At 67.1% G+C, this 24,343-nt stretch carries 18 protein-coding genes and 1 pseudogene; 6 read left to right on the top strand and 13 right to left on the bottom strand.

From position 1 onward, the window contains the following. Positions 1–104: 104 nt before the first annotated feature. From metH to FHP25_RS23875, 3 genes and pseudogenes are all read right to left on the bottom strand, one after another. A pseudogene (gene metH / locus FHP25_RS23890) lies at positions 105–3,784 on the bottom strand (methionine synthase). A 5-nt stretch (positions 3,785–3,789) separates the two neighbouring features. Further along, entirely contained in the window at positions 3,790–4,686 is an 897-nt protein-coding gene (gene metF / locus FHP25_RS23880) for a methylenetetrahydrofolate reductase [NAD(P)H] (protein ID WP_231712457.1), read from the bottom strand. Positions 4,687–4,740: 54 nt separating this feature from the next. Then, entirely contained in the window at positions 4,741–5,727 is a 987-nt protein-coding gene (locus FHP25_RS23875) for an ArsR/SmtB family transcription factor (RefSeq protein ID WP_147849485.1), read from the bottom strand. Positions 5,728–6,108: 381 nt separating this feature from the next. Between FHP25_RS23875 and FHP25_RS23870 the strand changes: the two genes are divergently transcribed. From FHP25_RS23870 to cysE, 3 genes are all read left to right on the top strand, one after another. After that, entirely contained in the window at positions 6,109–6,798 is a 690-nt protein-coding gene (locus FHP25_RS23870) for an MlaA family lipoprotein (RefSeq protein WP_178133739.1), read from the top strand. Further along, positions 6,761–7,408 carry an MlaC/ttg2D family ABC transporter substrate-binding protein gene (locus FHP25_RS23865; RefSeq protein WP_147849483.1) on the top strand — a complete coding sequence of 216 codons (648 nt, stop codon included), beginning with the start codon at positions 6,761–6,763 and terminating at the stop codon, positions 7,406–7,408. Before FHP25_RS23870 ends, FHP25_RS23865 begins: the two co-directional genes overlap by 38 nt. Positions 7,409–7,543: 135 nt before the next feature. Beyond that, the gene (gene cysE / locus FHP25_RS23860; RefSeq protein WP_147849482.1) at positions 7,544–8,344 is read left to right on the top strand and encodes a serine O-acetyltransferase; all 801 of its coding nucleotides are present in this window, start codon (positions 7,544–7,546) and stop codon (positions 8,342–8,344) included. Positions 8,345–8,387: 43 nt separating this feature from the next. Here cysE and FHP25_RS23855 read toward each other — a convergent pair whose 3' ends face one another. Then, entirely contained in the window at positions 8,388–9,629 is a 1,242-nt protein-coding gene (locus tag FHP25_RS23855) for a CaiB/BaiF CoA transferase family protein (RefSeq protein WP_147849481.1), read from the bottom strand. A 37-nt stretch (positions 9,630–9,666) separates the two neighbouring features. Here FHP25_RS23855 and FHP25_RS23850 point away from each other — a divergent pair, with 37 nt between their 5' ends. Next, the gene (locus FHP25_RS23850) at positions 9,667–9,858 is read left to right on the top strand and encodes a hypothetical protein (RefSeq protein WP_147849480.1); all 192 of its coding nucleotides are present in this window, start codon (positions 9,667–9,669) and stop codon (positions 9,856–9,858) included. Between the two features lie 134 nt (positions 9,859–9,992). Here the strand turns inward: FHP25_RS23850 and FHP25_RS23845 are convergent, their stop codons facing one another. The 4 genes from FHP25_RS23845 to FHP25_RS23830 are packed head-to-tail and all read right to left on the bottom strand — an operon-like array spanning position 9,993 to position 13,210. Continuing rightward, complete coding sequence (locus FHP25_RS23845; protein WP_147849479.1) at positions 9,993–11,159, bottom strand: acyl-CoA dehydrogenase family protein; 1,167 nt, start codon at positions 11,157–11,159, stop codon at positions 9,993–9,995. A gap of 53 nt (positions 11,160–11,212) precedes the next feature. After that, a complete protein-coding gene (pcaD, locus tag FHP25_RS23840; protein ID WP_147849478.1) occupies positions 11,213–12,010 on the bottom strand; it encodes a 3-oxoadipate enol-lactonase in 798 nt (265 codons plus the stop codon). A gap of 53 nt (positions 12,011–12,063) precedes the next feature. After that, entirely contained in the window at positions 12,064–12,834 is a 771-nt protein-coding gene (locus tag FHP25_RS23835; protein ID WP_147849477.1) for a glucose 1-dehydrogenase, read from the bottom strand. Positions 12,835–12,874: 40 nt separating this feature from the next. After that, complete coding sequence (locus tag FHP25_RS23830) at positions 12,875–13,210, bottom strand: hypothetical protein (RefSeq protein ID WP_147849476.1); 336 nt, start codon at positions 13,208–13,210, stop codon at positions 12,875–12,877. Between the two features lie 321 nt (positions 13,211–13,531). Between FHP25_RS23830 and ettA the strand changes: the two genes are divergently transcribed. Beyond that, entirely contained in the window at positions 13,532–15,214 is a 1,683-nt protein-coding gene (gene ettA, locus FHP25_RS23825; protein ID WP_147849475.1) for an energy-dependent translational throttle protein EttA, read from the top strand. Positions 15,215–15,243: 29 nt separating this feature from the next. Here the strand turns inward: ettA and FHP25_RS23820 are convergent, their stop codons facing one another. Next, positions 15,244–16,482 carry an FAD-dependent oxidoreductase gene (locus tag FHP25_RS23820; RefSeq protein WP_147849474.1) on the bottom strand — a complete coding sequence of 413 codons (1,239 nt, stop codon included), beginning with the start codon at positions 16,480–16,482 and terminating at the stop codon, positions 15,244–15,246. A gap of 195 nt (positions 16,483–16,677) precedes the next feature. Between FHP25_RS23820 and FHP25_RS23815 the strand changes: the two genes are divergently transcribed. After that, positions 16,678–18,570: a sugar-transfer associated ATP-grasp domain-containing protein gene (locus FHP25_RS23815; RefSeq protein ID WP_147849473.1), complete on the top strand. Its 1,893-nt coding sequence runs from the start codon at positions 16,678–16,680 to the stop codon at positions 18,568–18,570. Here FHP25_RS23815 and FHP25_RS23810 read toward each other — a convergent pair. From FHP25_RS23810 to FHP25_RS23795, 4 genes are read right to left on the bottom strand one after another with little or no spacing between them, the layout of a single operon-like run. Beyond that, on the bottom strand, positions 18,560–19,471 hold the full coding sequence (locus FHP25_RS23810) for an N-carbamoyl-D-amino-acid hydrolase (RefSeq protein ID WP_147849472.1): 912 nt from the start codon (positions 19,469–19,471) through the stop codon (positions 18,560–18,562). The two genes, FHP25_RS23815 and FHP25_RS23810, sit on opposite strands and share 11 nt — an antisense overlap. A 10-nt stretch (positions 19,472–19,481) precedes the next feature. After that, positions 19,482–21,254, bottom strand: coding sequence for a hydantoinase B/oxoprolinase family protein (locus FHP25_RS23805; RefSeq protein ID WP_147849471.1), 1,773 nt, complete (start codon positions 21,252–21,254; stop codon positions 19,482–19,484). Beyond that, positions 21,251–23,329 (bottom strand): hydantoinase/oxoprolinase family protein, encoded by a 2,079-nt coding sequence (locus tag FHP25_RS23800; protein WP_147849470.1) that lies wholly within the window; start codon positions 23,327–23,329, stop codon positions 21,251–21,253. Before FHP25_RS23800 ends, FHP25_RS23805 begins: the two co-directional genes overlap by 4 nt. After that, the gene (locus FHP25_RS23795) at positions 23,326–24,339 is read right to left on the bottom strand and encodes a branched-chain amino acid ABC transporter permease (RefSeq protein WP_231712456.1); all 1,014 of its coding nucleotides are present in this window, start codon (positions 24,337–24,339) and stop codon (positions 23,326–23,328) included. Before FHP25_RS23795 ends, FHP25_RS23800 begins: the two co-directional genes overlap by 4 nt. Between the last annotated feature and the right edge of the window lie 4 nt (positions 24,340–24,343).

Below are 24,343 nucleotides of genomic sequence, written 5' to 3'. Positions count from 1 at the left end.
TTCAGCGCAAAGACGCCTTCATGGTGAGCTTGTCGAACCATGAAGGCCTTTGCACGGAGGTCGATGCGTGGAAGCGTCTGATAGGCCGGGCAGACAGGAAAGAGTCAGACCTCGTATCCCAGGTTCGGCCGCAGCCACTTCTCGGCCTGCGCCACGGGCACGCCGCGACGGGCTGCGAAATCCTCGACCTGATCCTTGCCGATGCGCGCGACGCCGAAATAGGCCGCCTGCGGGTGGGCGAAGTAGTAGCCCGACACGGCTGCCGTGGGCAGCATGGCGAAGCCATCGGTCAGGCTCAAGCCGGCATTCTGGCCGGCGTTGAGCAGACGGAACAGCTCCGGCTTCTGCGAATGGTCGGGGCAGGCCGGATAGCCCGGGGCCGGGCGGATGCCGCGGTACTTCTCACGGATCAGCGCGTCGTTGCTGAGGTCCTCGTCGGCGGCGTAGCCCCAGAACTCCTTGCGCACGCGCTCGTGCAGGCGTTCGGCGAACGCCTCGGCCAGGCGGTCGGCCAGCGCCTTGAGCAGGATGCTCGAGTAGTCGTCATGCGCCGCCTTGAAGCGCTCCAGGTGCGCTTCAATGCCGTGCCCGGCCGTCACGGCGAAGGCGCCGAGGTAGTCTTGGTCGGGCGACACGAAATCGGCCAGGCACATGTTGGCGCGGCCCTCGCGCTTGCCGACCTGCTGACGCAGGAAGAAGAGGCGCGACAGCTCCTTGGTGCGGGCCTCGTCCTCGAACAGCACCACGTCGTCGCCGTCGCGGCGGCTGGGCCAGAAGCCGAGCGCGCCCTTCGCGGTCAGCCATTTCTCGGCGATGATGCGGTCCAGCATCTTGCGCGCATCGGCATAGAGCTGGCGGGCGCTGTCACCGACCACGGGATCGTCGAGGATCTTGGGGTAGTTGCCTGCCAGCTCCCAGGACCGGAAGAAGGGCGTCCAGTCGATGCGCTCGACGAGATCCTCGAGCGGATAGTCGGCGAATGCCTGGGTGCCGATGAAGGTGGGCTGCGGCGGTTCGTAGGCGTTCCAGTCGATGTGCAGGCCGTTGGCCCGCGCCGTCGCCAGAGTCGCCAGCTTGTCCTTTTGTCCGCCCGCCCGCTGGCGCCGGATCTCCTCATACTCGGCGGCGACCTGAGCGGTAAAGTCGTTGGCCTGCGTGTCGGAGGCCAGCGTGGTGCAGACGCCGACGGCGCGCGAGGCATCGAGCACGTGCACGGTAGGCCCGTGATAGCGCGGCGCGATGCGCAATGCCGTGTGGACCCGCGACGTCGTGGCGCCGCCGATCAGCAGCGGGATCTTGAAGCCCGAGCGCGTCATCTCCTCGGCGACGGTGACCATCTCGTCGAGCGACGGCGTGATCAGGCCCGACAGCCCGATGAAATTGGCCTCGTTCTCGTTGGCGGCCTTGAGGATGTCCTGCACCGGCACCATGACGCCGAGGTCGACCACCTCGAAGTTGTTGCACTGCAGGACGACGCCCACGATGTTCTTACCGATGTCGTGCACGTCGCCCTTGACAGTCGCCATCACGATCTTGCCCTTGGGCTTGGACTTCTCGGTCTTCTCCGCTTCGATGAACGGGATGAGGTGGGCTACCGCCTTCTTCATCACCCGCGCCGACTTCACGACCTGCGGCAGGAACATCTTGCCGGCGCCGAACAGGTCGCCGACCACGTTCATGCCGGCCATCAGCGGCCCCTCGATGACCTCGATCGGCCGGCGCGCGGATTTGCGCGCCTCCTCGGTGTCCTCCACGACCCACTGGTCGATGCCCTTGACCAGCGCATGCTCAAGCCGCTTGGCGACAGCCCAGGAGCGCCACTCGGCCTCGGCGGTTTCGGCGACGGCGCCTTCCTTCTTGTAGCGCGGCGCCAGCTCCAGCAGGCGCTCGGTCCCATCCGGCCGGCGGTTGAGGATCACATCCTCGCAGGCGTCGCGCAGCTCGGCCGGGATCTGGTCGTAGACGTCGAGCTGGCCGGCGTTGACGATGCCCATGTCCATGCCGGCCTGGATGGCATGGTACAGGAACACCGAGTGCATGGCGCGCCGCACCGGCTCGTTGCCGCGGAACGAGAAGGACAGGTTGGAGACGCCGCCGGAGATCCTGGCGTGCGGGCATTCGGCCTTGATGCGCCGCACGGCCTCGATGAAGTCGACGCCGTAGTTGTTGTGCTCCTCGATGCCGGTGGCGACGGCGAAGATGTTGGGATCGAAGATGATGTCCTCGGCCGGGAAGCCGGCCTTGCTCACAAGCACGTCGTAGGCGCGCTTGCAGATCGCAACCTTGCGTTCGATGCTGTCGGCCTGTCCCTTCTCGTCGAAGGCCATGATGACGGCCGCGGCGCCGTAGCGGCGCACCTTGCGCGCATGCGCGATGAAGGGCGCCTCGCCCTCCTTGAGGCTGATGGAGTTCACGATCGCCTTGCCGGCGACGCATTTCAGGCCGGCCTCGATCACGCTCCATTTCGAGCTGTCGACCATGATCGGCACGCGCGCGATGTCGGGCTCGGCGGCGATCAGCTTGAGGAACGTCTCCATCGCCTTCTCGGCGTCGAGCAGGCCCTCGTCCATGTTGACGTCGATGATCTGCGCGCCGGCCTCGACCTGCTGGCGCGCCACCTCGATCGCCGCCGTATAATCGCCGGCCAGGATCAGGTTCTTGAACTTGGCCGACCCGGTGACGTTGGTGCGCTCGCCGATATTGATGAACGTCGCTACACGCTGTGACATCAGAAGAAACTCGCAGCTTCCATGCCCGACAGACGCAGCGCGGGCGGCAGAACGGTGGGCGTGCGCGGCGCCAGGCCCTTCACGGCCTGGGCGATCGCGCGAATATGATCGGGCGTCGTGCCGCAGCAGCCGCCCACGATGTTGAGCCAGCCGCTCTCGGCCCAGCCGCGCACCAGGCGCCCTGTGGTCTCGGGGGCCTCGTCATAGGCGCCCATGTCATTGGGCAGGCCGGCGTTGGGGTAGACGCACAAGAGCGTGTCGACCTGTGCGTTCAGCACGCCGACATAGGGATGCAGCTCGGTGGCACCGAACGAGCAGTTCATGCCCATGGTCAGCGGCCGGATGTGGCGCACCGAGTGCCAGAACGCCTCGACGGTCTGGCCCGAGATGTTGCGGCCGGCGAGATCGGTGAGCGTCATGGAGACCATCACCGGCAGCTCCTCGCCGCGCTCTTCCGCCGCCTCGTCGGCCGCCACGATGGCGGCCTTGGCGTTGAGCGTGTCGAACACGGTCTCGATCAGGATGAAGTCGACGCCGCCATCGAGCAGGCCGTCGATCTGCTCGCGGTAGATGGCCTTCACCTCGTCGAAGCTGACGGCGCGGTAGCCCGGGTTGTTGACGTCGGGCGACACCGACAGCGTCTTGTTCGTCGGCCCCAGCGCACCGGCGACAAAGCGCGGCTTGTCCGGCGTCTCGGCGCTGAAGCGATCGGCAGCCGCGCGCGTGAGCCGGGCCGCCGCCAGGTTGATCTCGCGCACCATGCTCTCGGTGCCGTAGTCCGCCTGGCTGATGGCGTTGGCGTTGAAGGTGTTGGTGGCCACGATGTCGGCGCCGGCCGCGAGATAGGCATCGCAGATCTCACCGATCACGTCGGGGCGCGTGATGTTGAGCAGGTCGTTGTTGCCCTTCTGATCATGGGTGAAGGCTTGGCCGCCGCGGAAGCCGGCTTCGTCCAGGCCATAGGTCTGGATCATCGAGCCGTAGGGGCCGTCCTTCACCAGGATCCGCTCGCCAGCCAGCCGGCGCAGCTGATCCGCCTTTGCGTCGCGTCGCATGCTTGTCACTCCGCACGCCGCGCCGCCGGCCGCACGCCGAGCAGATGGCACAGCGCGTAGGTCAGGTCGGCACGGTTCAAGGTGTAGAAATGGAAGGCCGACACACCCTCCGACTCCAGCTTGCGGCAGAGGTCGCCGGCCACCGTGGCCGCGATCATGCGCCGAGTCTCGGCGTCGTCGTCCAGGCCGTCGAACAGGGCGGCGAGCCAAGGCGGGACCTTGGCGCCGCACATGCCTGCCATCCGCGCGATCCCGGCGAAGTTCGAGACCGGCATGATGCCGGGCACGATCGGCACCTGCACTCCCATCGCCGTGGCGCGGTCGCGGAAGCGCAGGAAGTCGTCGACGTCGAAGAAGAACTGGGTGATGCAGCGATCGGCCCCGGCATCGACCTTGCGCCGCAGATTGTCGAGGTCAGCCTTGTCGTCGGGTGAATCGGGATGCCGTTCGGGGTAGCCAGCGACGCTGATCTGGAAGTCACCGATGCGCTTCAGCCCAGCCACCAGCGCGGCGGCGTTGGGGTAGCCTTCGGGATGCGCCACATACTGGCCGCCCGATTCACGCGGCGGATCGCCCCGCAGCGCCACGATGTGGCGGATGCCGGCATCCCAATAGGCGCGCGCGATGTCGTCGATCTCGCCGCGCGTGGCCGCCACACAAGTCAGGTGCGCCGCGGGCTCGATGCCGGTCTCGCGCCGGATGCGCACCACGGTCTCGTGCGTGCGCTGGCGCGTCGAGCCACCGGCGCCATAGGTGACCGACATGAAGGCCGGCTGCAGCGGCGCCAGCCGCTCGATGGATTGCCACAGCGTCTGGGCCATCGCCTCGGTGCGCGGCGGCGAGAACTCGAACGACACGACGAGCTTTGACGGCTTGCGGGCCGGAAACTCGCGGGTTGGCATGGCGGCAGAAAGGGGGCCGGTATCGGGACTCATCGTACGTTCCTGTCTGCGGGGTCAGCTGATGCCGCCGTGATTGGGCGCCGGGCCATCGGACAACGCCGCCGGCTCGCGTCGCTCGGGGCGGCGCGCGCGCCAGATCCCGACCATCAGCTTGCGCCCAGGCAGGTGGATCGGCGGATCGCCCAGCAGGCCGGCAGCGGCGAGCCAGCCTGCCACCTGGTTGTCGGCGAAGCCGAGATGCACATGCGCGTGCTCGCGGCGCAGCTCGACCAGGTCATGCGGCGCGAAATCGACGACCAGCATGGTGCCGCCGGGCTTCAGAACGCGTGCCGCCTCGCGCAGCACCGCGGCAGGGTCCTCGGCGTAGTGCAGCACCTGGTGGATCGTCACGACGTCGACGGACATCGACGGAAGTGGCAGGGCATACATGTCGGCCTGCCGGATCTCGACATGGCCGTTGCCCAGGCGCGCCAGGTTGGTGCGCGCGACCGCCAGCATCTCTCGCGACTGGTCGATGCCGACGGCATGCTCCACGTGCGGCGCCAGCACTTCCAGGATGCGCCCGGTGCCGGTGCCGATGTCCAGCAGCGACTCGGTGTCCTCGGGTAGCTGCGCCAGCAGCGTCGCCTCGATCTCGGTGTCGGCGACGTGCAGAGCGCGCAGCTGGTCCCAGCGCTGAGCGTTCTGCCGGAAATAGGCGATGGCGCGGTTCTCGCGCCGGCGCTTGAGGTCGCTGAGCCGCGCCTGGTCGGCGGCGAGCATGGCGTTGTCCAGCGGCAGGCGGTCTATGACGTCGCGGACGAGGGACTGGCTGGCCCCCAGGTCGCGCACCAGCCGGAAGTAGGCCCATTGCCCTTCCCGGATGCGCTCCAGCAGGCCGGCCTCGACCAGCAGCTTCAGGTGTCGTGACACACGCGGTTGCGACTGGCCCAGGATGTCCACGAACTCGCTGACCGTGAGCTGGTCGCGCGCCGCCAGGGCGAGGATGCGCAGCCGCGTCTCCTCGGCCACCGTGCGTAGAACAGTAAGCAAATCGTCCATACCTACATATAAGGATATTTTTATCCCTTTGTCCAGACTGAGAGTGAAAGCAGCCTGATGAAAGATGACGCCGTGTCCAATCAAGCGTGATACCCGAGCGACGGTCTCGTGGCAGGCGTGGCAGGCGCGTGATATAAGCCTTGTCCCAGCAGGGATTTCAGCGATGGTCCGACGGGGTGGGGACGCAGTCGCGTGCTATTTTTGCATTGAGATTTGAGGGTTCACTTCGTCATACTGCGTCGCCTCCGTTCCATGGGTTGCGGTCGCTAGAACGGGATATCCATGATGCCGAGTTGGTTTTCAGGCGCGCGCCGTGCCGTTGCTGTGCTTGCCGTGGCGGGGGCACTGGTGGGGGGATGTGCGACACCTGAGGAAGGGGAGGTGTGGGATCCCCTGGAGACGCCGAACCGGTTCATGTTCGCGCTGAACAAGACCCTCGATACCCTGATCCTGCGTCCCCTGGCTGTTACCTATCGCGACCTGACGCCCAACGGGGTGCAGCGCGGCACCCGCAACGTGCTCAACAACATGGGCGAGCCGGTCACCGCCATCAACGAGCTGGCCCAGGGCGAGGGCACGCGGGCGGCGCAGACAGTGGCCCGCTTCCTGATCAACTCGACCATTGGCGTGCTGGGGATTTTCGACGTCGCCAAGGATTTCGGCCTGCCGCAGACCAAGGAAGATTTCGGCCAGACCATTGGCGTATGGGCCAAGGCGCCGCCGGAGGATGGCGGCCCCTACCTTGTCCTGCCGCTGGCTGGTCCGTCCAATGCGCGCGACGCCGTCGGCATGCTGGTCGACTACCTGATCGACCCGTTCCGGATCACGGCGACCCATTTTGACGTCGAATGGCTGCTCTATGCGCGCACCGGCGCGGAGGCTCTCGATGGCCGGTCACGCGTCATCCAGGCCCTGGACGACATCGAGAAGAATTCCGTCGATTTCTACAGCGCCATGCGCAGCGCCTACACCCAGCGCCGGGCTGCCCAGATCCGTCAGCGTGGCGTGGTAAGCGCGTCTACGCTGCCGCTCGATGGGCCGGGCCGGGCCGAGATCGGCCTGGCGCGCTGAGCGCAGCTTCCAAAGGGAGAACCCCGTGTCTATGCCGACGCTATCGCGTCGCTCTGTTCTGAGCGGCGTGGGTATTCTGGTGACGGGAGCCGTCGTGGCGGCCCCGGCCAGCGCGCAGGACTCCGCGGCGCTGATCAGCGGGATCTCAAGCCGGGTCCTGGCGCTGCTGAAGACGGGAGCATCAGACGCCCAGCGCGAGCTGGAGATGTCGGCTATCCTGCGCGAGAGCTTCGACATGAACAGCATCGGCCGCACGGTGCTGGGGCGGCACTGGAGCGCCGCCACGCCCGAGCAGCGGCAGCGCTTCATCGCCGCTTTCGAGAAGGCAGAAGTGAGGGCGTATTCCAGCCGCTTCCGGGAGTATTCCGGCCAATCATTGGTGATCGGCAAGGTCACGCACCACAATCCAAAGGATCTGGTGGATGCACAGATCGTGCAGCCGAACGGTCAGACCGTGCGTCTCGTCTGGGAGGTCATGAACGGCAAGATCCTCGACGTCACCATCGAGGGCGTCAGCATGGCGATCACGCGGCGGTCCGACTTCAATGCCTATATCCAGCGCAATGGCCTCGACGGCCTGATCGCCGAGCTCGAGCGACGCGGCAGCTGACCCGGCACCGGCAGGGCTCGCCCTAGTCTTTCTTGTCCGACGTGACGTAAAACTCGTGCGAGCCGGGCTTGCGGTCGGCCGCATTCGCAGCGACCCTCGGCGAGGGCGTAGGCGTCGGGTCAACGGAGGGAAGTGATGGACCACAGCGCGATTGCCAAGGTCGCAGCCGTCGACCCGGTCTGGGCAGCCGTCCGTGCGGCTGCCGAAAATCTTGCACGTACCGAGCCGGCCCTGGGCGGGCTTCTGCACGCGGCCGTGATCAACCAGCCGCGCTTCGAGGCGGCGTTGAGCTATCACCTCGCGCGCACGCTGGGCACGCCCGAGACGCCGGCCATGCTGATCCGCCAGACATTCGACGAGGCCCTCTCAGCCGACCCGTCGCTGGGGGTTGCGGCGCGCGCCGACATCGTCGCCGTCCATGAGCGCGACCCGGCATGCACGTCGCATCTCGACCCGTTCCTGTGGTTCAAGGGCTACCACGCCTTGCAGACGCACCGCGCCGCCCACTGGCTGTGGAAGCGTGGCCGCAAGGGCATGGGCTTGTTCCTGCAGAGCCGGGCCAGCTCGCTGTTCGGCGTCGACATCAACCCGGCGGCACGGATCGGCAAGGGCATCATGATCGACCACGGCACCGGCGTGGTGATCGGCGAGACGGCCGTCGTCGAGGACGGCGTGTCGATGCTGCACGGAGTCACCCTGGGCGGCACCGGCAAGGAGCGGGGCGATCGCCATCCCAAGATCCGGCGCGGGGTGCTGCTGGGGGCCAATGCCACGGTGCTGGGCAATATCGAGGTCGGTGCCTGCGCCAAGATCGCAGCCGGCAGCGTCGTGCTCGATCCCGTGCCCGCGGGCTGCACCGCAGCCGGCGTGCCGGCCCGGATCATCGGCTGCGTCGACGTTCCCGAGCCGGCGCTGGAGATGGACCAGCGAATCTAGGGCGCACGCCGGCTATTCAAAGCCCCGTATCCACGGGCTGTGCTCATGATGACGCGAGAGCCTGCGCCGGCGGTGCGGCTGCCTCGAAGATAGGGATCAGCAGCGCCTTCTCCGCCATCAGGCCATCGATCTCAGCCTGGGTGTAGCCATACTGCTTCAGCACGTCCGGTCCGTCGACACCCAGGCGCGGCGCGTGACGCCGAAAGCTGGTCGGCGTCGCGGAGAAATCGAGCGGGCTGGCCATGGTCGTGATGCGACCTTCGGTAGGATGCTCACGCTCGGTGAAGAAGCCCGTCTCCGTCAGGTGGGGGTCGCGCGGAATGTCCTCCAGCGTGCTCACCGGCATCGCCGGAATATCGGCTTCATCGAACAGGGTAAGCCATTCGCCGGTCGGGCGGCTCAGCAGCAGGCTGTCAAGCACCTGATAGAGCTCAGAGTAGTGACGCGCCCGAGTCGGCCCGTCGATGAAGCGCGGGTCCTTGGCGATGTCCGGCCGTTCGGCCAGCTCGAAGAATCTCTGCCAGTGCCGGTCGGTGTAGGGCAGGGCGCAGATGTAGCCGTCCTTGGTTTTGAACGGATGGCGGTACTTGTTGATGATGCGGTCGTAGCCCATCGTTCCGGTCGGCGGGTCGAAGGTCTCGCCGAACAGGTGCTCCGTCATCCAGAACGAAACCAGGGTCTCGAACATCGGCACCTCGATCATCTGGCCCTGACCGGTGCGCGCGCGATGGAACAGCGCCGCCAGCACCGCCATGGCCAGGTGCAGGCCGGTCGTCTTGTCGGCGATCAGGCTGGGCATGAACCGCGGCGGCCCGCTATCGACCCGTGACTGCAGCGAGGCGGCGCCGCTTGCCCCCTGCACCAGGTCGTCGAACGCGGGCTTGTGGCCATAGGGTCCGTTGCGCTTGTAGCCCAGCGCATAGGCATAGATGATGTCCGGCTTGATCTTCTTCAGATCGTCGTAGCCCAGGCCCAGCCGCTCGATCGCCTGGGGGCGGCTGTTGTGGATGAAGATGTCGGCGTCCTTGACCAGGCGCTTGACTACCTCGACCGCCGACGCCTTCTTGAGGTCCAGGCACACCGAGCGCTTGTTGCGCCCGGCCGCGACATAGATCGGCCCCATCTTCGGCGACGGTCCACGGCCGGAGTTGCGCAGCAGGTCGCCCTCCGGCGGCTCGATCTTGATCACGTCGGCGCCCATGTCGGCCATGTGCTGCGTGGCGAAAGGCCCCAGCAGCACCGCCGTAAGGTCGACGATCTTCACACCCTCCAACGCGCCTGGCATGTGCTCCTCCTGTTGCCTGCGACCTTAGCGGAAAAGGGTGTCCGGCTGTCTTCGAGATGTCGTAACCCTGTCATGTTGGTCGAGCAACAATCGCTGCCTGCAGCTGGGCGCCGAGCTGCCATGGGTCGAGCGTGGCGCGATCCTGACGCTGCTGGGCAGCGCCGAGCGCGCCTTCTACCTGATCGAACTGCCAACCGGCCCGGTGCATGCGTCGTCCGTTCCGGCTTGATCTCCTCTCCCGCAAGCGGGAGAGGAAGGGGCCCATCGCGTAGCGATGGGAAGGTGAGGGGCTCCACACGAGATGTCGTGTGTGAAGCCCTCACCCGGCGCTGCGCGCCGACCTCTCCCGCTCGCGGAAGAGGTTCAATACGACTTCGGCAGCCCCAGCACCTTCTCGGCGATGTAGCAGAGGATGAGCTGCGGGCTGACGGGCGCGATGCGCGCGATCATGACCTCGCGCAGGAAGCGCTCGACGTGGAACTCCTTGGTGTAGCCGTAGCCGCCATGGGTCATCACGGCGCGCTGGCATGCCTCGTAGGCTGCTTCGGCGCCGAGATACTTGGCGGCGTTGGCCTCGGCGCCGCAGTCCTGGCCGCTGTCGTAGAGCCAGGCGGCCTTGAAGGCCATCAGATTGGCCGCCTCGAGCTGCATCCAGCTCTCGGCCAGGGGGTGCTGGATGGCCTGGTTCTTGCCGATCGGCCGGCCGAACACGATGCGTTCATTGGCGTACCGGGTCGCGCGCTTCAGCGCCGCGCGGCCGATGCCGATCGCCTCGGCCGCGATCAGGATGCGCTCCGGGTTCAGCCCATGCAGCAGATAATGGAAGCCCTTGCCTTCTTCGCCGATGCGGTCCTCGAGCGGCACCTTCAGCCCGTCGATGAACACCTGGTTGGTGTCGACGGCCTTGCGGCCCATCTTGTCGAGCTCGCGCACCTCGATCTTGGAGCGGTCGAAGTCGGTGTAGAACAGCGACAGCCCGTCGGTGGGGCGCCGGCACTGGTCGCGCGGCGTGGTGCGGGCGATCAGCAGCATCTTGTCGGCGATCTGGGCCGTGGTGATGAAGACCTTCTTGCCGTAGACCACGTAGCCGTTGCCGTCGCGCTCGGCGCGGGTCTCCAGCGCCGTCGTGTTCAGCCCGGCATTGGGCTCTGTGACGGCGAAGCAGCCCTTGACCTTGCCCTGGATGATGTCGGGCAGGATGCGCTTCTTCTGCTCCTCGGTGCCGAACACCACGATCGGGTTGGGGCCGAAGATGTTGAGATGGATCGCCGAGGCGCCCTGCAGGGCGGCGCCTGATTCGGCTACGGTCTGCATCATCAGGGCCGCCTCGGTGACGCCCAGCCCGGCACCGCCGTAGGCTTCCGGCATGGCGATGCCCAGCCAGCCGGCTTCCGCCATCGCGGCATAGAAGTCGTTGGGGAAGCCGCCTTCCTTGTCCTTCTTCAGCCAGTAGGAATCGTCGAACTGGGCACACAGCTTCGCCACGCTGTCGCGGATCGCCTGCTGCTGCTCGCTGAAGCCGAATTGCATTGTCGTCTCTTCCTTCCTTGCACGCGCTTCCCCGCCGCGCGGGGAGAGGTTCGCTAACGATTCTGCCGCAGCCACGACACCATCACCGGATTGAACACCTCGGGGTGCTCGACATTGGGCAAATGGCGCGCGTTCTTGATCTCCTCGTAACGGCCGCCGGGGATCTTCTCGGCGATCAGCCGGTTGCGGTCCGGCGGCGTGCCGGGATCCTGGTCACCGCAGACGACGAGTGTCGGCACCTTGATGGTGTGCAGGCGGTCCTCGAAATTGAAGCTCTGGATCGCTGCGGCGCAGCCCAGGAAGCCCTGCGGCGTGGTGCCGATGATGGTGTCGCGGATCTGCCGCCAGCGGGCCGGGTTGCGGTCCTTGAAAGCCGGCGTGAACCAGCGGTCGATCGTGCCGTCGGCGATGGTGGCCAGCCCGTTGGCCTGCCGCACCGCCGTCTTGCGTTCGTCCCAGGTTGCTTCGGAGCCCGGCGGCGTGCCGGGCAGCGTATCGCACAGCATGGCCGAGCGCAGCCGCTGGCCATGGTCCTGCAGCAGGGCCTGGCCGATCATGCCGCCGATCGACAGGCCGATATAGTGCACCGTGTCGATGCCCAGCGCATCCAGCGCCTTGACGACGTCGCCGGCCAGGATCGCCATCGTGTAGTCGCCGGCCACCGGGTCGCTGCCGCCGTGGCCGCGCATGTCCAGGCGCAGCACGCGGAAGCCGGCACCCAGCAGGATCGGCACCTGCTCCTGCCACATGCCGCCATCCGACGACAGCGAGTGGGTGAAGCAGACGATCGGCGCCGAATCGGGGCCGACCATATCGTAGTAGATGCGGTGTCCGTCGATGTTCAGCAGCATGGGTTTCCTCCGTTGCCGGGGAGCGCCGACATCCCGCGCCGGCAGTCCCGGATTCACATGGCGCTGATGCCGCCGTCGATCACGACCTCAGAGCCGGTCATGAAGCTCGACTCGTCGGACGCCAGGAAGACGATCGGCCAGCCGACCTCTTCAGGTCGTCCCAGTCGGCCGATCGGCACCTGCCGGCCGAGCTTCTGCTGCATGACCTCGTCGCCGAAGCGCGTGCGGTAGCGGTCGAGGATCGGCGTGTCGATGAAGGTGGGATGCACCGAGTTGCAGCGGATGTTGTAGCCCGACTTGGCGCAATGCAGGGCCACCGACTTCGACAGCAGGCGCACCCCGGCCTTGGCCGAGTTGTAGGCCGCCATGTTGGCGCCGGCGATGATGCCGGAGATCGACGAGATGTTGATGATCGAGCCACCCAGCGTCGCGGTGTGCTTCTTGATCTCGCTCACCCCGTGCTTGCAGCCCAGGAAGACGCCATCGAGATCGATGGCGTGCACGCGCCGCCACTCCTCGAGCTCGATCTCCTCGACCGTCTTGCCCAGCCCGATGCCCGCCGAGTTCACCAGCACGTGCAGGGCGCCGAAGCGATCGACCGCGGCGGCGATCGCTTCCTTCCATTGCGCCTCGCTGGTGACATCCAGCGCCACGAAATGCCCGGCAGCGCCCAGCTTGCCGGCAACCGCCTTGCCCTTGTCGGCCTGTATGTCGGCGATTACCACCTTGGCGCCTTCCTGCGCCATCAGCATCGCCGAGCATTCGCCCAATCCCGATGCGCCGCCGGTGATCAGCGCCACCTTGCCTGCCAGCCGTCCACTCATCCCTGATCACCCTCCGGTTCGTTCGCCTGTCCCGCGGCCGTCACTGGCATCGCTTCTGGACTTCGGCAAGCACCTCGCGCTGCTTCTCCTCGGACCGGCCCAGAAGAACCTTGTCCGAAACCGGCAGCGGCTTCACGACCTCCAGGGCGCAGGTGCAGCGGCGCTGGATGGTGGCATCGATCTCGGGCCCGCTCTTGCCGCTGCTCGCCGCCGCCTGGCGTGCCGAGGTCAGGCAGTTCTCCAGGAAGCTGTCGTTGAAGGCCTTCTCGAAGGCCGGACCGCCTTCCTCGACCGCGATCCGGTAGATCACGACGCCGCCGATCACCAAAATGATAATGGCACCGGCGACGATGGCCGCGATCTTCAGCCCGCGCATAAGGTATCGGCTCCGAAATATTCGCTCACGGCCGGCATTTAAGGCGATTTCTCCGACCGGGAAAAGGCGACCGGCGCATGGCCGCGTTGTCGTTGCGACGCGGTTCCGCCCCGCAGCACGAGCGGCAATGCGGGGCCGGCAGAGGCCGGCTTCCGGGTCCGATATCGTGCCTAGCTTTATCCCCGCGAAACCCGTAGATATCTGCCGAACCCGGTTTCATCGACATGCGGACAAGGCTGGCGTCTCCCTCGCATCGCAGCCGGTGCGAGCGCGCAGCAACCAGCGGCTTGCCCGCCGAAAATATGAAGGAAGATCAATAACATGGCCGCGTACCAGTACATCTACGTCATGAAGGGCCTGTCCAAGACGTGGCCCGGCGGCAAGCAGGTCCTGAAGGACATCTGGCTCAGCTTCTTCCCCGGCGCCAAGATCGGCGTGCTGGGCCTGAACGGCGCCGGCAAGTCGACCTTGCTGCGCATCATGGCCGGCCAGGACGACAATTTCACCGGCGAAGCCTGGGCAGCCGAGGGGGTCAAGGTCGGGTACCTGGCGCAGGAGCCGGAGCTCGATCCCACCAAGGACGCCCTGGGCAATGTCATGGAAGGCGTGGGTGAGGTCGCGCAGCTGGTGCAGCGCTTCGAGGCGGTATCGAACCAGCTTGGCGAGGTCAGCGATCCTGACGAGATGGAGAAGCTGATCACCGAGCAGGGCGAGCTGCAGGAGAAGATCGACGCGGCCGACGGCTGGGACATCCAGCGCACGGTCGAGATCGCCATGGACGCGCTGCGCTGTCCGCCGGGTGACGCCGACGTCTCCAAGCTGTCGGGCGGCGAGCGCCGGCGCGTGGCGCTATGCCGGGTGCTGCTGAGCAAGCCCGACATGCTGCTGCTGGACGAGCCCACCAACCACCTCGACGCCGAATCGGTGGCGTGGCTGGAGCGCTACCTCAAGGAGTTTCCCGGCACCGTGGTGGCGATCACCCACGACCGCTACTTCCTCGACAACGTCGCCGGCTGGATCCTGGAGCTCGACCGCGGCCAGGGCATTCCATGGGAGGGCAACTATTCCTCCTGGCTGCAGCAGAAGGAGCAGCGGCTGGCGCAGGAGGAGAGGGCAGCCGATGCGCGCCGGCGCACCCTGCAGCGCGAGCTGGAGTGGATGGGCCAGAGTCCGCAGGCGCGCCGCAGCAAGAGCAAGGCGCGCATCGCAGCCTACGAGGAGATGCTGGCGGAGGGCGAGAAGCAGAACCTGGAGAAGGCGCAGATCGTGATCCCCGCCGGCCCGCGCCTGGGCGACCTGGTGATCCAGGCCGAAGGGGTCGCCAAGGGCTTCGGCGACCGCCTGCTCATGGACAACCTCAACTTCAAGCTGCCGCCGGGCGGCATCGTCGGCGTGATCGGCCCCAACGGCGCCGGCAAGACGACGCTGTTCCGCATGATCACCGGCCAGGACAAGGCCGATTCCGGCAGCTTCACCGTCGGTCCGACGGTGAAGCTGGGCTATGTCGACCAGTCGCGCGATTCGCTCGATCCCAACAAGTCGGTATGGGAGGAGATCTCCGACGGGCTTGACGTGCTGCAGATCGGCAAGCGCGAGATGCCCAGCCGTGCCTATTGCGGCGGCTTCAACTTCAAGGGCGCCGACCAGCAGAAGAAGGTGGGCCAGCTGTCGGGCGGCGAGCGCAACCGTGTGCACCTGGCCAAGATGCTCAAGAGCGGCGCCAACGTGATGCTGCTCGACGAGCCGACCAACGACCTCGATGTCGACACGCTGCGGGCGCTGGAAGAGGCGCTGGGCGATTTTGCCGGCTGCGCTGTGATCATCAGCCACGATCGGTGGTTCCTGGACCGCATCGCCACGCACATCCTCTCCTTCGAGGGCGACAGCCAGGTGGTGTGGTTCGAGGGCAACTTCCAGGACTACGAGGAAGACAAGCGCCGTCGCCTCGGCGCCGATGCGACGGAACCGCATCGCATCAAGTACAAGCCGCTGACACGGGGATAGTCGCGAGGCGCTCGCACGCGGCCCGACACTTACACCATCGGGATGTCGGGCCGGCCGTCCGCGTTCACGGGGGATGTCCCCAGCCATCCACGGCGCACGCCGGCCAGCGTCGAGAGCATCATGTCGCGCGTCGGCGGGAAGGCGCAGAGCGGACCGAACGCCAGGTCGCGCAGCCAGCCCAGCGGCGCGAAACGCGATTGGTAGAACGGCGTCAGCAGATGGCTGGCCTGGCGGTAGAAGCGTGCCGGCCCCTGCCGTGCCGCTTCAGCCTGGGCCAGCGCCGCGGTGATGTCCGGCGCCGTGGCGAAGGCCGTCGCCAGCGCGGCGGCGTCCAGCAGCGCCATGTTGGCGCCCTGGCCGAGCTGCGGCGAGGTGCCGTGGGCCGCGTCCCCGAGGAACGCGGCCCGCTCGCGCGACCAGCGCGGCATGGCGACATGCCGATAGGTGGCGCTGGCGACCTGGTCCATATCGTGCAGGTGTGAGAGAGGAAGGCCCAGCTCGGGCCAGTGGCGCAGGACGTTGGCCTTGAAGGCCGCGATGCCTGCGGCGCGCGCCGCATCGATGTCACGCGCCGGCAGGCTCCAGAACACGGTGACGCAAGGCTCGCCATCGGGATCGTCCGGCTGCCGGCCGACCGGCAGGGCGCCGATCATCACCCGGCTGTCGCGGAAGCGCTGGTGCAGGACGCCGGCGAAGCGGTTCTCGCGGTCGGGCAATGTCGCCCACAGGCAGCCCCACGGATAGAGCGGGGCGCGAAACCGGACACCTGCCTGCGCGCGCAGCGCCGAGTGGGCGCCGTCGGCCACCAGCACGAGGTCGGCCGAAGCGGTTGCCGCGCCGTTGGCGAAGCGCAGGGTCGCGCTCTTTGCCGTCGTCTCGATGCCGGCGACCTCAGATGCGGTCACAAGCCGTGCAGGCGAGCGCCGCAGGCGATCGAACAGCAGGCGGAAGAGCACGCCGCGATGGATGCCCAGCCCGTGCAGGCGCGCATCGAGCTGGCCATAGCGCAGGCTTAGCACCTTGCGGCCACGCGTGGTGCGCCCGTCGATGCCGGCGATATGTGCGCCCATGTCCAGCGCTGCGGCTTCGATGCCCAGGCGATGCAGCACCTTCAGCCCGGTCGGCTGCAGCAGCAGGCCAGCGCCCAGCGGCCTCGGCTCGCCGAAGCGCTCGTAGAGTGTCACGTCATGCCCGGCATCCGCCAGCAGGGTCGCCACGGCCATGCCGCCGACGCCGCAGCCGACGACGGCGATCCGGTAGGGCGTCATGGAGCCGCAGGCCGCATCGATCGTGCCGGCATGAAGGACGTGAACGCTTGCAGAGGCACGATGACCATCCTCGTGGGTGAGCGGACGCTATTCTCCAATCGGTCAACTTGACGCGTCAAATTCATAAAACCCATCAGCCATTTGTCAGGGGCGCTACCCACATCCCAGGTCAGGCCAGGCCCCGAGAGACATCCGATGAGACCAGGGATTTTACGCCCGCTGCCGGACCAACGGCCGTTGGCGCGCGTGATCGTCGCGCTTGCGGTGCTTTATGCGCTGCTGGCGTTGTCCCTGTCCCTGCTCGTGCCGGCGCTGGCCGACATCCCGGCCTGGCGCGCCGATTCGCCGGTCGAGATCGGCGCAGCGGTGATCGTTCTGGGCGGCATGGCGTTCGCCGCGTCACAGTTTTATCGCCATCGCCGGCATCCGGCGCACCGTATCGGGTGGGCGTTTGCCACCGTCGGGATGGCGCTCTTCGCGACCAGCATGACCGCCGACTGGTTCAACGATTTGGCGCCGTTCTGGAACGAGGCGTGCTGGTTCACGGTACCCCTGGGGCTGGTTGCGTTCCTGTGCCTGCAGCAATGCACCCGCCTCTATGACTCCCATCGACGGGTAGCCCTGTGGTTGCGTGCCGGCTTCGCCGTCCAGCTCGTCTGGAGCGCGCTGGATGTGATCGCCGGCGTGAGCGGTCCGGCGTCCCTGCTGTCGCCCGACATGCTTGATGCCGCGGTCGACTATGCCTCGCTGCTGGTTGTCCTCTGCTACGTCACGTCCCTCGTCCTGGCGCGGCTGGACGATCGGATCCGCAGCCATCCGGCGCTGCCGGATGCGGGTGGCGTTGGCGTCGTGGCGCCGCGTGCCGCGACACCGATCGAAGTCGGGGCGCTCGCCCGCGCCCTGTTCTTCGATCAGCACCTGTTCCGCGCGGCGCGCTATCCGACGCGCTATCCCATCCTGCATCGGCCGGGCCTGCGGCAGGCGGTGACGCTGGCGATGGCCGCTTTCTTCGGGGGCCGGATCGGACCTCAGGTGGAGCGGGTCGACGGCAGACCGCTGGTCCGGCAGTTCAGGGACCTGCTCGGCATGGGCATCGCGCAAGGCATCGACGCGGTCAGCTACTACCTGTTCGAGCTGTACCGGTCCGCGGGACGCAAGGAAGCGCCGTACTACCTGACGCGCTACGAGACCAAGAACGGCCTGTTCGCGGTCCTCAACGCGGCACGGACCCGCAGCGACGGCATCCGGCATGAGCTGACGGACAAGCTGGTGTTCGGCGATGTCTGCGCCAGGGCCGGCATCCCGACGCCGCCGATCCTGCTGTCGGCGATCGATGGCCGGATCCGCCGGCATGCACATACGGCGGATCTCGATCGCGACCTCTTCGCCAAGCTGATGCGCGGCCGCGGCACCATGAAGACCGGGCAGTTCCGGCGTATCGCGCACCTCACCTATCTCGATCGCAGCGGCCATGCGCTGTCGCTTGCCGACGTGATCGAGACTGTGCGGCGTCAGTCGCTGACGGAGGTCGGCGGCAAGACGACGCCGGTCATCGTCCAGCCACGCCTGCGCAACCACGCCAGCCTTGCCGACCTGGCCAAGGAGTCTCTGATCGTCGTGCGGGTCGTGACCTGCCTGGACCGGGATGACGAGCCGGAAGTCACGCACGCCATGCTGCGCGTGCTGGCCAAGATCGAGCCGGACTGGGACACGCATCCGGACTGGGAGCACGGGGCTGCCATCGACATCGAGACGGGCCGCCTCGGCTGGCTGACAGGTGACAAGCCCGACACCTGCCTTGCGTGGTACCGCAACCATCCCGTGACCGGCGCGCCGGTGCTGGGCCGCCGGATCGAGGACTGGCCGGCGCTGCGCGACCTGGCCCGGCGGGCTCACGGGGCGTTTCGCAACCGCATCGTCATCGGCTGGGACATGGCGCTCACCACCGACGGGCCGATGGTGATCGAAGGCAACAGCAACATGGACGTATCGTTCATCCAGCGGGCCTACCGTGACCCGATCGGGCGCAGCCGGCTGGGCGAGCTGCTGGCCTATCACCTTTCACGGTTGGCGGGTGCTACTCGGTGATCTTGGCGTAGTGCTGGACCTGCCGGTGCTCGGCGAAATTGAACATCGCCTTGCGATTGTAGAGGCAGATGTCGAGGTCGCACTTGGCGATGAGCACCTCGTCGCCGGCCGTCTGCGCCAGGGCGATGATCTCGCCCGACGGCGCGACGATGCAGCTGCCGGCCAGCAGGTTCGAGCCCTCTTCCATGCCGGCCTTGGCGACGCCCACCACATACATGCTGTTCTGATAGCCCGCGGCCTGCATGACGAGGTGGTTGTGGAAGGCGCTGAGATGATCGTAGACCGGCTCCCAAGGAATATGGGTCGGCGTGTTGTAGCCGAGCACGACCACCTCGGCGCCCTTCAGCGCCATCACGCGATAGGTCTCGGGCCAGCGGCGGTCATTGCATATCGCCATGCCGAACTTGCCGCCGGCATAGTCCCAGGTGCCGAAGCCGATGTCGCCGACGTCGAAATAGAGCTTCTCGAGATGCTGGTAGGGCATGTGCGGGCGGTGATCGGCGTGGCCCGGCAGGTGCACCTTGCGGTACTTGCCGATGATCTCGCCCTTGCGGTCGACCAGAATCGCGGTGTTGTAGTGCCTGGTCTTGCCCGCCTGCACCGCCAGCTCGGCGTAGCCGAGGTAGAAGCCGACGCCCAGGGCCTTCGCCGCGTCGAACAGCGGCTGCGTCGTGGCGCTGGGCATCTCCTTCTCAAAGAAGCCGTCGATCTCGGCCTGGTCCTCCATCCACCAGCGGGGGAAGAATGTCGTCAGCGCCAGCTCGGGGAACACCACGACCTCGGCGCCGCGGCCATGCGCCTCGCGCAGCAGCGCGACCAGGCGTGACACCACGCTCTGCCGTGATTCGTTGCGCGCGATGCCGCCGAGCTGCGCCCCGGCGATGTTGAGGAAACGTGCCATCGTGGTCTCCCTAGGCTGAAGCGCGTGCCGCGCGGGTGGCGGCGGCATCCACCTTGCCGTCGATGATCTTGACGCGATATTGCGCGAAGGCCTGCTCGGGCGTGATGTAGTCGTCGAGCACATCGTCGAGCACGGCCTGCGGGTCGCGCTCCAGCGGATTGCCGTAGCCGCCGGCGCAGGCCCGGATCGCAACGATCGACTCGTCCTGCGCGAACGGGTGATGCGGCAGCTTGGACGGAAGCTGGATTTCGCTGCCGTCGGTCTTGACGCGCACCAGCTGCGAGGGTGTGCCGTCGGCGCCGCCGAACAATCCCTTGGGGGGATATTTATGCCCCTCGCTCTCGACCGAGGCGCTGCCCGGTGACAGGAAGCGCAAATGACGGATCGAGCCGACGCCGCCGCGCCAACGGCCGGCGGCGGCCACCTGCTCGCGCAGCTCGTAGCGCTCGATGCGCAGCGGCACGTGCGATTCGATGTCCTCGATCGGATTGTTGCGGGTATTGGCGTAGAGCACGTCGACAGAGTCCATGCCGTCCATCTGCCAGCGGCCGCCGTAGCTGCCCGAGAACAGCTCGACCTGGAGCCAGAAATTGTTGCCCTGCTGGCCGGCCAGCAGCAGGCCGCCGCCATTGGCGCAGCCGCCGCAGACCTGGCGGGGCACCACCTGGCTCAGCGCCTGCACGACGGCATTCGAGAGCTCGATGCCAGGGCAGAAACGCGCGATCACGGGCGCCGGGAAGATGGGATTGGCCAGCGTGCCTTCCGGCGCGACGATCTTGATCGGCCGTGTCAGGCCCTCGTTCTGCTGGATCTCGCCATGCACCGCGGAATCGAGCAGCACCGAGCGCACCGACAGCCAGATCGCGCAGTCGACTGTGCCCTTGAAGGGCATGTTGATCGGTCGATCCGATACCTGCGGCGCGGTGCCGGTCAGATCCACGGTCATCTCGTCGCCGGCGATCCTGATCGTGACCTTGATCGGCAGGTCGCGGCGTGCCGGGTTCGGGTCGTCGAGATAGCCGTCGATGTAGGTCGTGGCGGAGTACTCGCCGTCGGGCAGCTTGGCGATGGCGGCGCGCAGCAGCCGCTCCGAGGCATCGAACATGTCCTCGGTCGCGGCCGTCACGGTCGGCAACCCGTAGCGCTCGACCAGCTCCACATAGCGCTGGGCGCCGATGCGGGCTGCTGCGATCTGCGCCTCCATGTCGCCAAGCACCAGGTCGGGCAGGCGGATGTTGGTGCGCAGCATGTGCCAGACCTGATTGTTGCGGCGGCCTTCCTCGTAGACCTTGATCGCCTGGAACCGCAGGCCCTCGGCATAGCAGTCGATGGCATCGACGATGCCGCCGCTGCCCGGCGTATGGGCACCGATGTCGAGGTGGTGCGCCGTCGTCACCGCATAGCCGGCGAGCGCATCCTTGTGGAAGACGGGAACGACGAAGGCGACGTCCGGTCCGTGCGAGGCACCGCCGTAAGGGTCGTTGTGCATGAACACGTCGCCCGGACGGATGGTCTCGCCGCGCTCCTGAAGCATCTTCAGCATGCCGCGGATGTAGCCCGGGATCGGGCCGGACTGCAGCGGCGTGCTCTGCTTGGCCTCGGCAAGCTGGCGGCACTGCGCGTCGATGAGCGCGGCGCCGAAATCCTCCGATTCGCGGATGATGCTCGAATAGCTCATCCGCATCAGCTTGTAGCCCATCTCGATGGCGATGTGCTCGAGGGCACCCTGGATGACCTTCGCCGTGATGGGATCGATGCGTCCCTGGATCGCCTGCGCGCTCATCGTGCCACTCCCGCGGTCAGGATCAGATTGCCATGAGGATCGGCTGTGAACGACCAGTTCGGCGGCACAACCGTGGTGGCGTCGAGCTGAAGGATGATGGCCGGTCCGGACAGCGCCGTGCCGACCGGCAGGTCGGCGCGGCGGTAGAAGGCGGTGTCGAAGGCGCGCAGCGCGCCATCGACACGGAACTTCGTGCTGGCGACCTTGACCAACGCCTTCTCGCGCGAGCCTCCGGCGGTGCTCCTGGGCCATTCGAGCTGTGGACTGGGCGCCGTGCCGGTCACGCGGATGTTGACGATCTCGATCGGGCTTTCCGGGAACGCGTGGCCATACTCGGCCTCGTGGATGCGGTGGAATTGCGCGAAGGCCTCCTGCATCGCCGGACCGTCGATCGTGCCCTGGCCGATGTCGATGCGCAGCTCGTAGCCCTGGCCGACATAGCGGGCGTCCGCAAAGCGGCGCAGCGCGATGTCACCGGCCGGGACCCGGTCGGCCTCGAATTGCTGCAGGATATCGCGCTCCATTTGGGTGAAATTGGTGTTGAGGCGCGCGACGTCGAGGTCGGTCGAGACCTGGAACTGCGTGCGCACCGCATCATATTTCAGCTCGCTGGCGAGCAGGCCAAGCGCGGACGTGATGCCCGGGAAGGCCGGCACGATCACTTCCGGGATGCCGAGCATGTCGGCGACCTCGGCGCCGTGCAGCGGGCCCGCGCCGCCGAAGGCCATCAGCGAGAAGTCACGCGGGTCGATGCCCTTCTGCACGGTTCGGGAGCGGATGGCATTGGCCATGTTGCTGTTCAGGATGGTGACGATGCCGGCGGCGGCCTCGTCGACGCTCAGCCCGAGCGTCCGGGCGATCTCGCCAACCACCTTGTGGGCGCCCTCGACATCGAGGCTCATCGCGCCGCCCAGGAAGTTGTCCTTGTCGAGGCGGCCCAGCACGACATTGGCGTCGGTCACCGTGGGCTCCTGTCCGCCGCGCGCATAGGCGGCTGGCCCGGGAACCGAGCCGGCGCTGCGCGGGCCGACATGGAAGGAGCCGCCTGCGTCGATATAGGCGACGCTGCCGCCACCGGCGCCGATCGTGTGGATGTCGATCATCGGCACCAGCACGGGATAGCCGGCGATCGTGGTATCGCGCGCCGAGGCCTCGCTGAACACGCCTTCGTTGGTGACGCCGATATCGGCGCTGGTGCCGCCGACGTCGAAGGTGATGAGGTTGCGGCGCCCCGACAGGGCGCCGCACACGGCGCCACCGAGCACGCCGGCCGCCGGACCGGAGAGCAGGGTCAGCACCGGGAACTCGGAGATGGTGGCCGGCGTCGCCACGCCGCCGTTGGATCGCATGATGCGCAGCTCCGCCCGCATGCCGGCGCCGCGCAGCGCCTTGTCGAGCTGCTGCACGTAGTTGCGCACCGGCGGCCCGATATAGGCGTTCATCGCTGCTGTGGTGAAGCGTTCGAACTCACGGAACTGCGAGACCACCGAGCTCGACGTGGTCACGAAAGCGTCGGGATGCTCCTCGAGCACGATCGCGCGGGCCCGGTCCTCATGCATAGAGTTGAGGTAGGAGAACAGGAAGCAGATGGCGATGGATTGAACATCACGGGCCTTCAGCTCGCGGGCCGCGACGCGCACCTCGTCCTCGTCCAGCGGCACGAGCACTGCCCCGTTGGGCGGCGCCAGGCGCTCGGTCACCACCTTGCGGTGCCGCCGTCGGACCAGGGGCCTGTCCTGCCACGGGATCTCCTGCATGATCGAGTAGTGCTGCGGCCGCTGGTGGCGGCCGATATGGATGATGTCGCGGAACCCCTTGGTGGTGATCATGCCGGCTTCGGCGCCGCGATATTCGAGGACAGCGTTGGTCGCGATCGTCGTGCCGTGGAAGACATAGTCGATGTCGGCGGCGTCGATGCCGTTGCGCGTGCACAGCTCGAGGATACCCGTCATCACCCCGCGCGACGGGTCGTCGCCGGTCGTCGGCACCTTGTGGATGATGACCTTCCTGTCGACCGAGTCCGAGTACATCACGTCGGTGAACGTGCCTCCCACGTCGACGCCAACCAGTTTCATCGCGATCTCCAGCCAAGGGTGAGCTCGCGCCCGCCGGTAATGCCGCGCGGACGGAAGATGAGAACGATCAGCATGGCGATGGCAAGCCCCACCTCCTGCAGGCCGAGCCGGCCGCCGATGCTGACGACACCAAGATCGATGCCGCGCTCCGCCTGGCGCAGCACCTCCGAGAGAAAGGCGACGAAAGCGGTCCCGGCCACAGCACCGCTCAGCGAGCGCATGCCGCCGATGACCAGCATCGCCACGGTGATGAAGGTGAGCTTGAGATAGAACTCGCGGGCGACGACGACCTGCAGGAAATGCGCGTAGAGGGCGCCGGCAACGCCGACGAAGAACGCAGAGATCACGAAGGCGATCAGCCGTTCCCGGCGAATGTCGATGCCCGAGGCCTGGGCGGCAACGGCGTCCTCGCGCGAGCCGCGCAGCCGGAAGCCCGATGCGCTGGCCTGGTACATAGCGGCGCCGAGGATTGTGGCGACCGTGAAGCCGGCGGCCACCGGCAGGCTGGTGAATACCGGCAGGCCGTAGAGCGATCCCTGTCCGCCGGTCACCGAGGTCCAATTGGAGAAGATGGCGTAGAAGACCACCAGCATCGCGAAGGTGCCGATCGAGGCGGCGACCCCCGCCAGCCGCGTCAGGGGAATCCCCACGAGCAGCGCCGCCAGGGAAGCCGCCGCGCCGCCGGCAAGAGCGGCGGGCAGGGGGTGGAGCGCGGCCGTCGCGAGGAAATCGGGCAGGCCGGGCATCAGCGACGCCTTGATCGAGGGCGGGATGGTCAGCCATGCGGCCGTGTAGGCGCCCAGCCCGAGGAAGCCGATGTGCCCGAACGACAACAGACCGGAGTTGCCGACGAAGATGTACATACCCAGCACGATGATCATCTTGATCATCGCGTCGATGATGATGCGCTGCGTGCCCCCCGAAAGCTGCGTGCCGATGGCGGCGACGATCGCGACTGCCGCGGTCAGCAGGAGCGCCGTCGTCAGCGCGTCACGAAACGGCGAGCGCATTGCG

It is taken from the genome of Vineibacter terrae (genome assembly GCF_008039615.1).
In the GTDB taxonomy this organism is placed as follows: domain Bacteria; phylum Pseudomonadota; class Alphaproteobacteria; order Reyranellales; family Reyranellaceae; genus Vineibacter; species Vineibacter terrae.
This window is presented reverse-complemented; position numbering and strand designations above follow the sequence as displayed.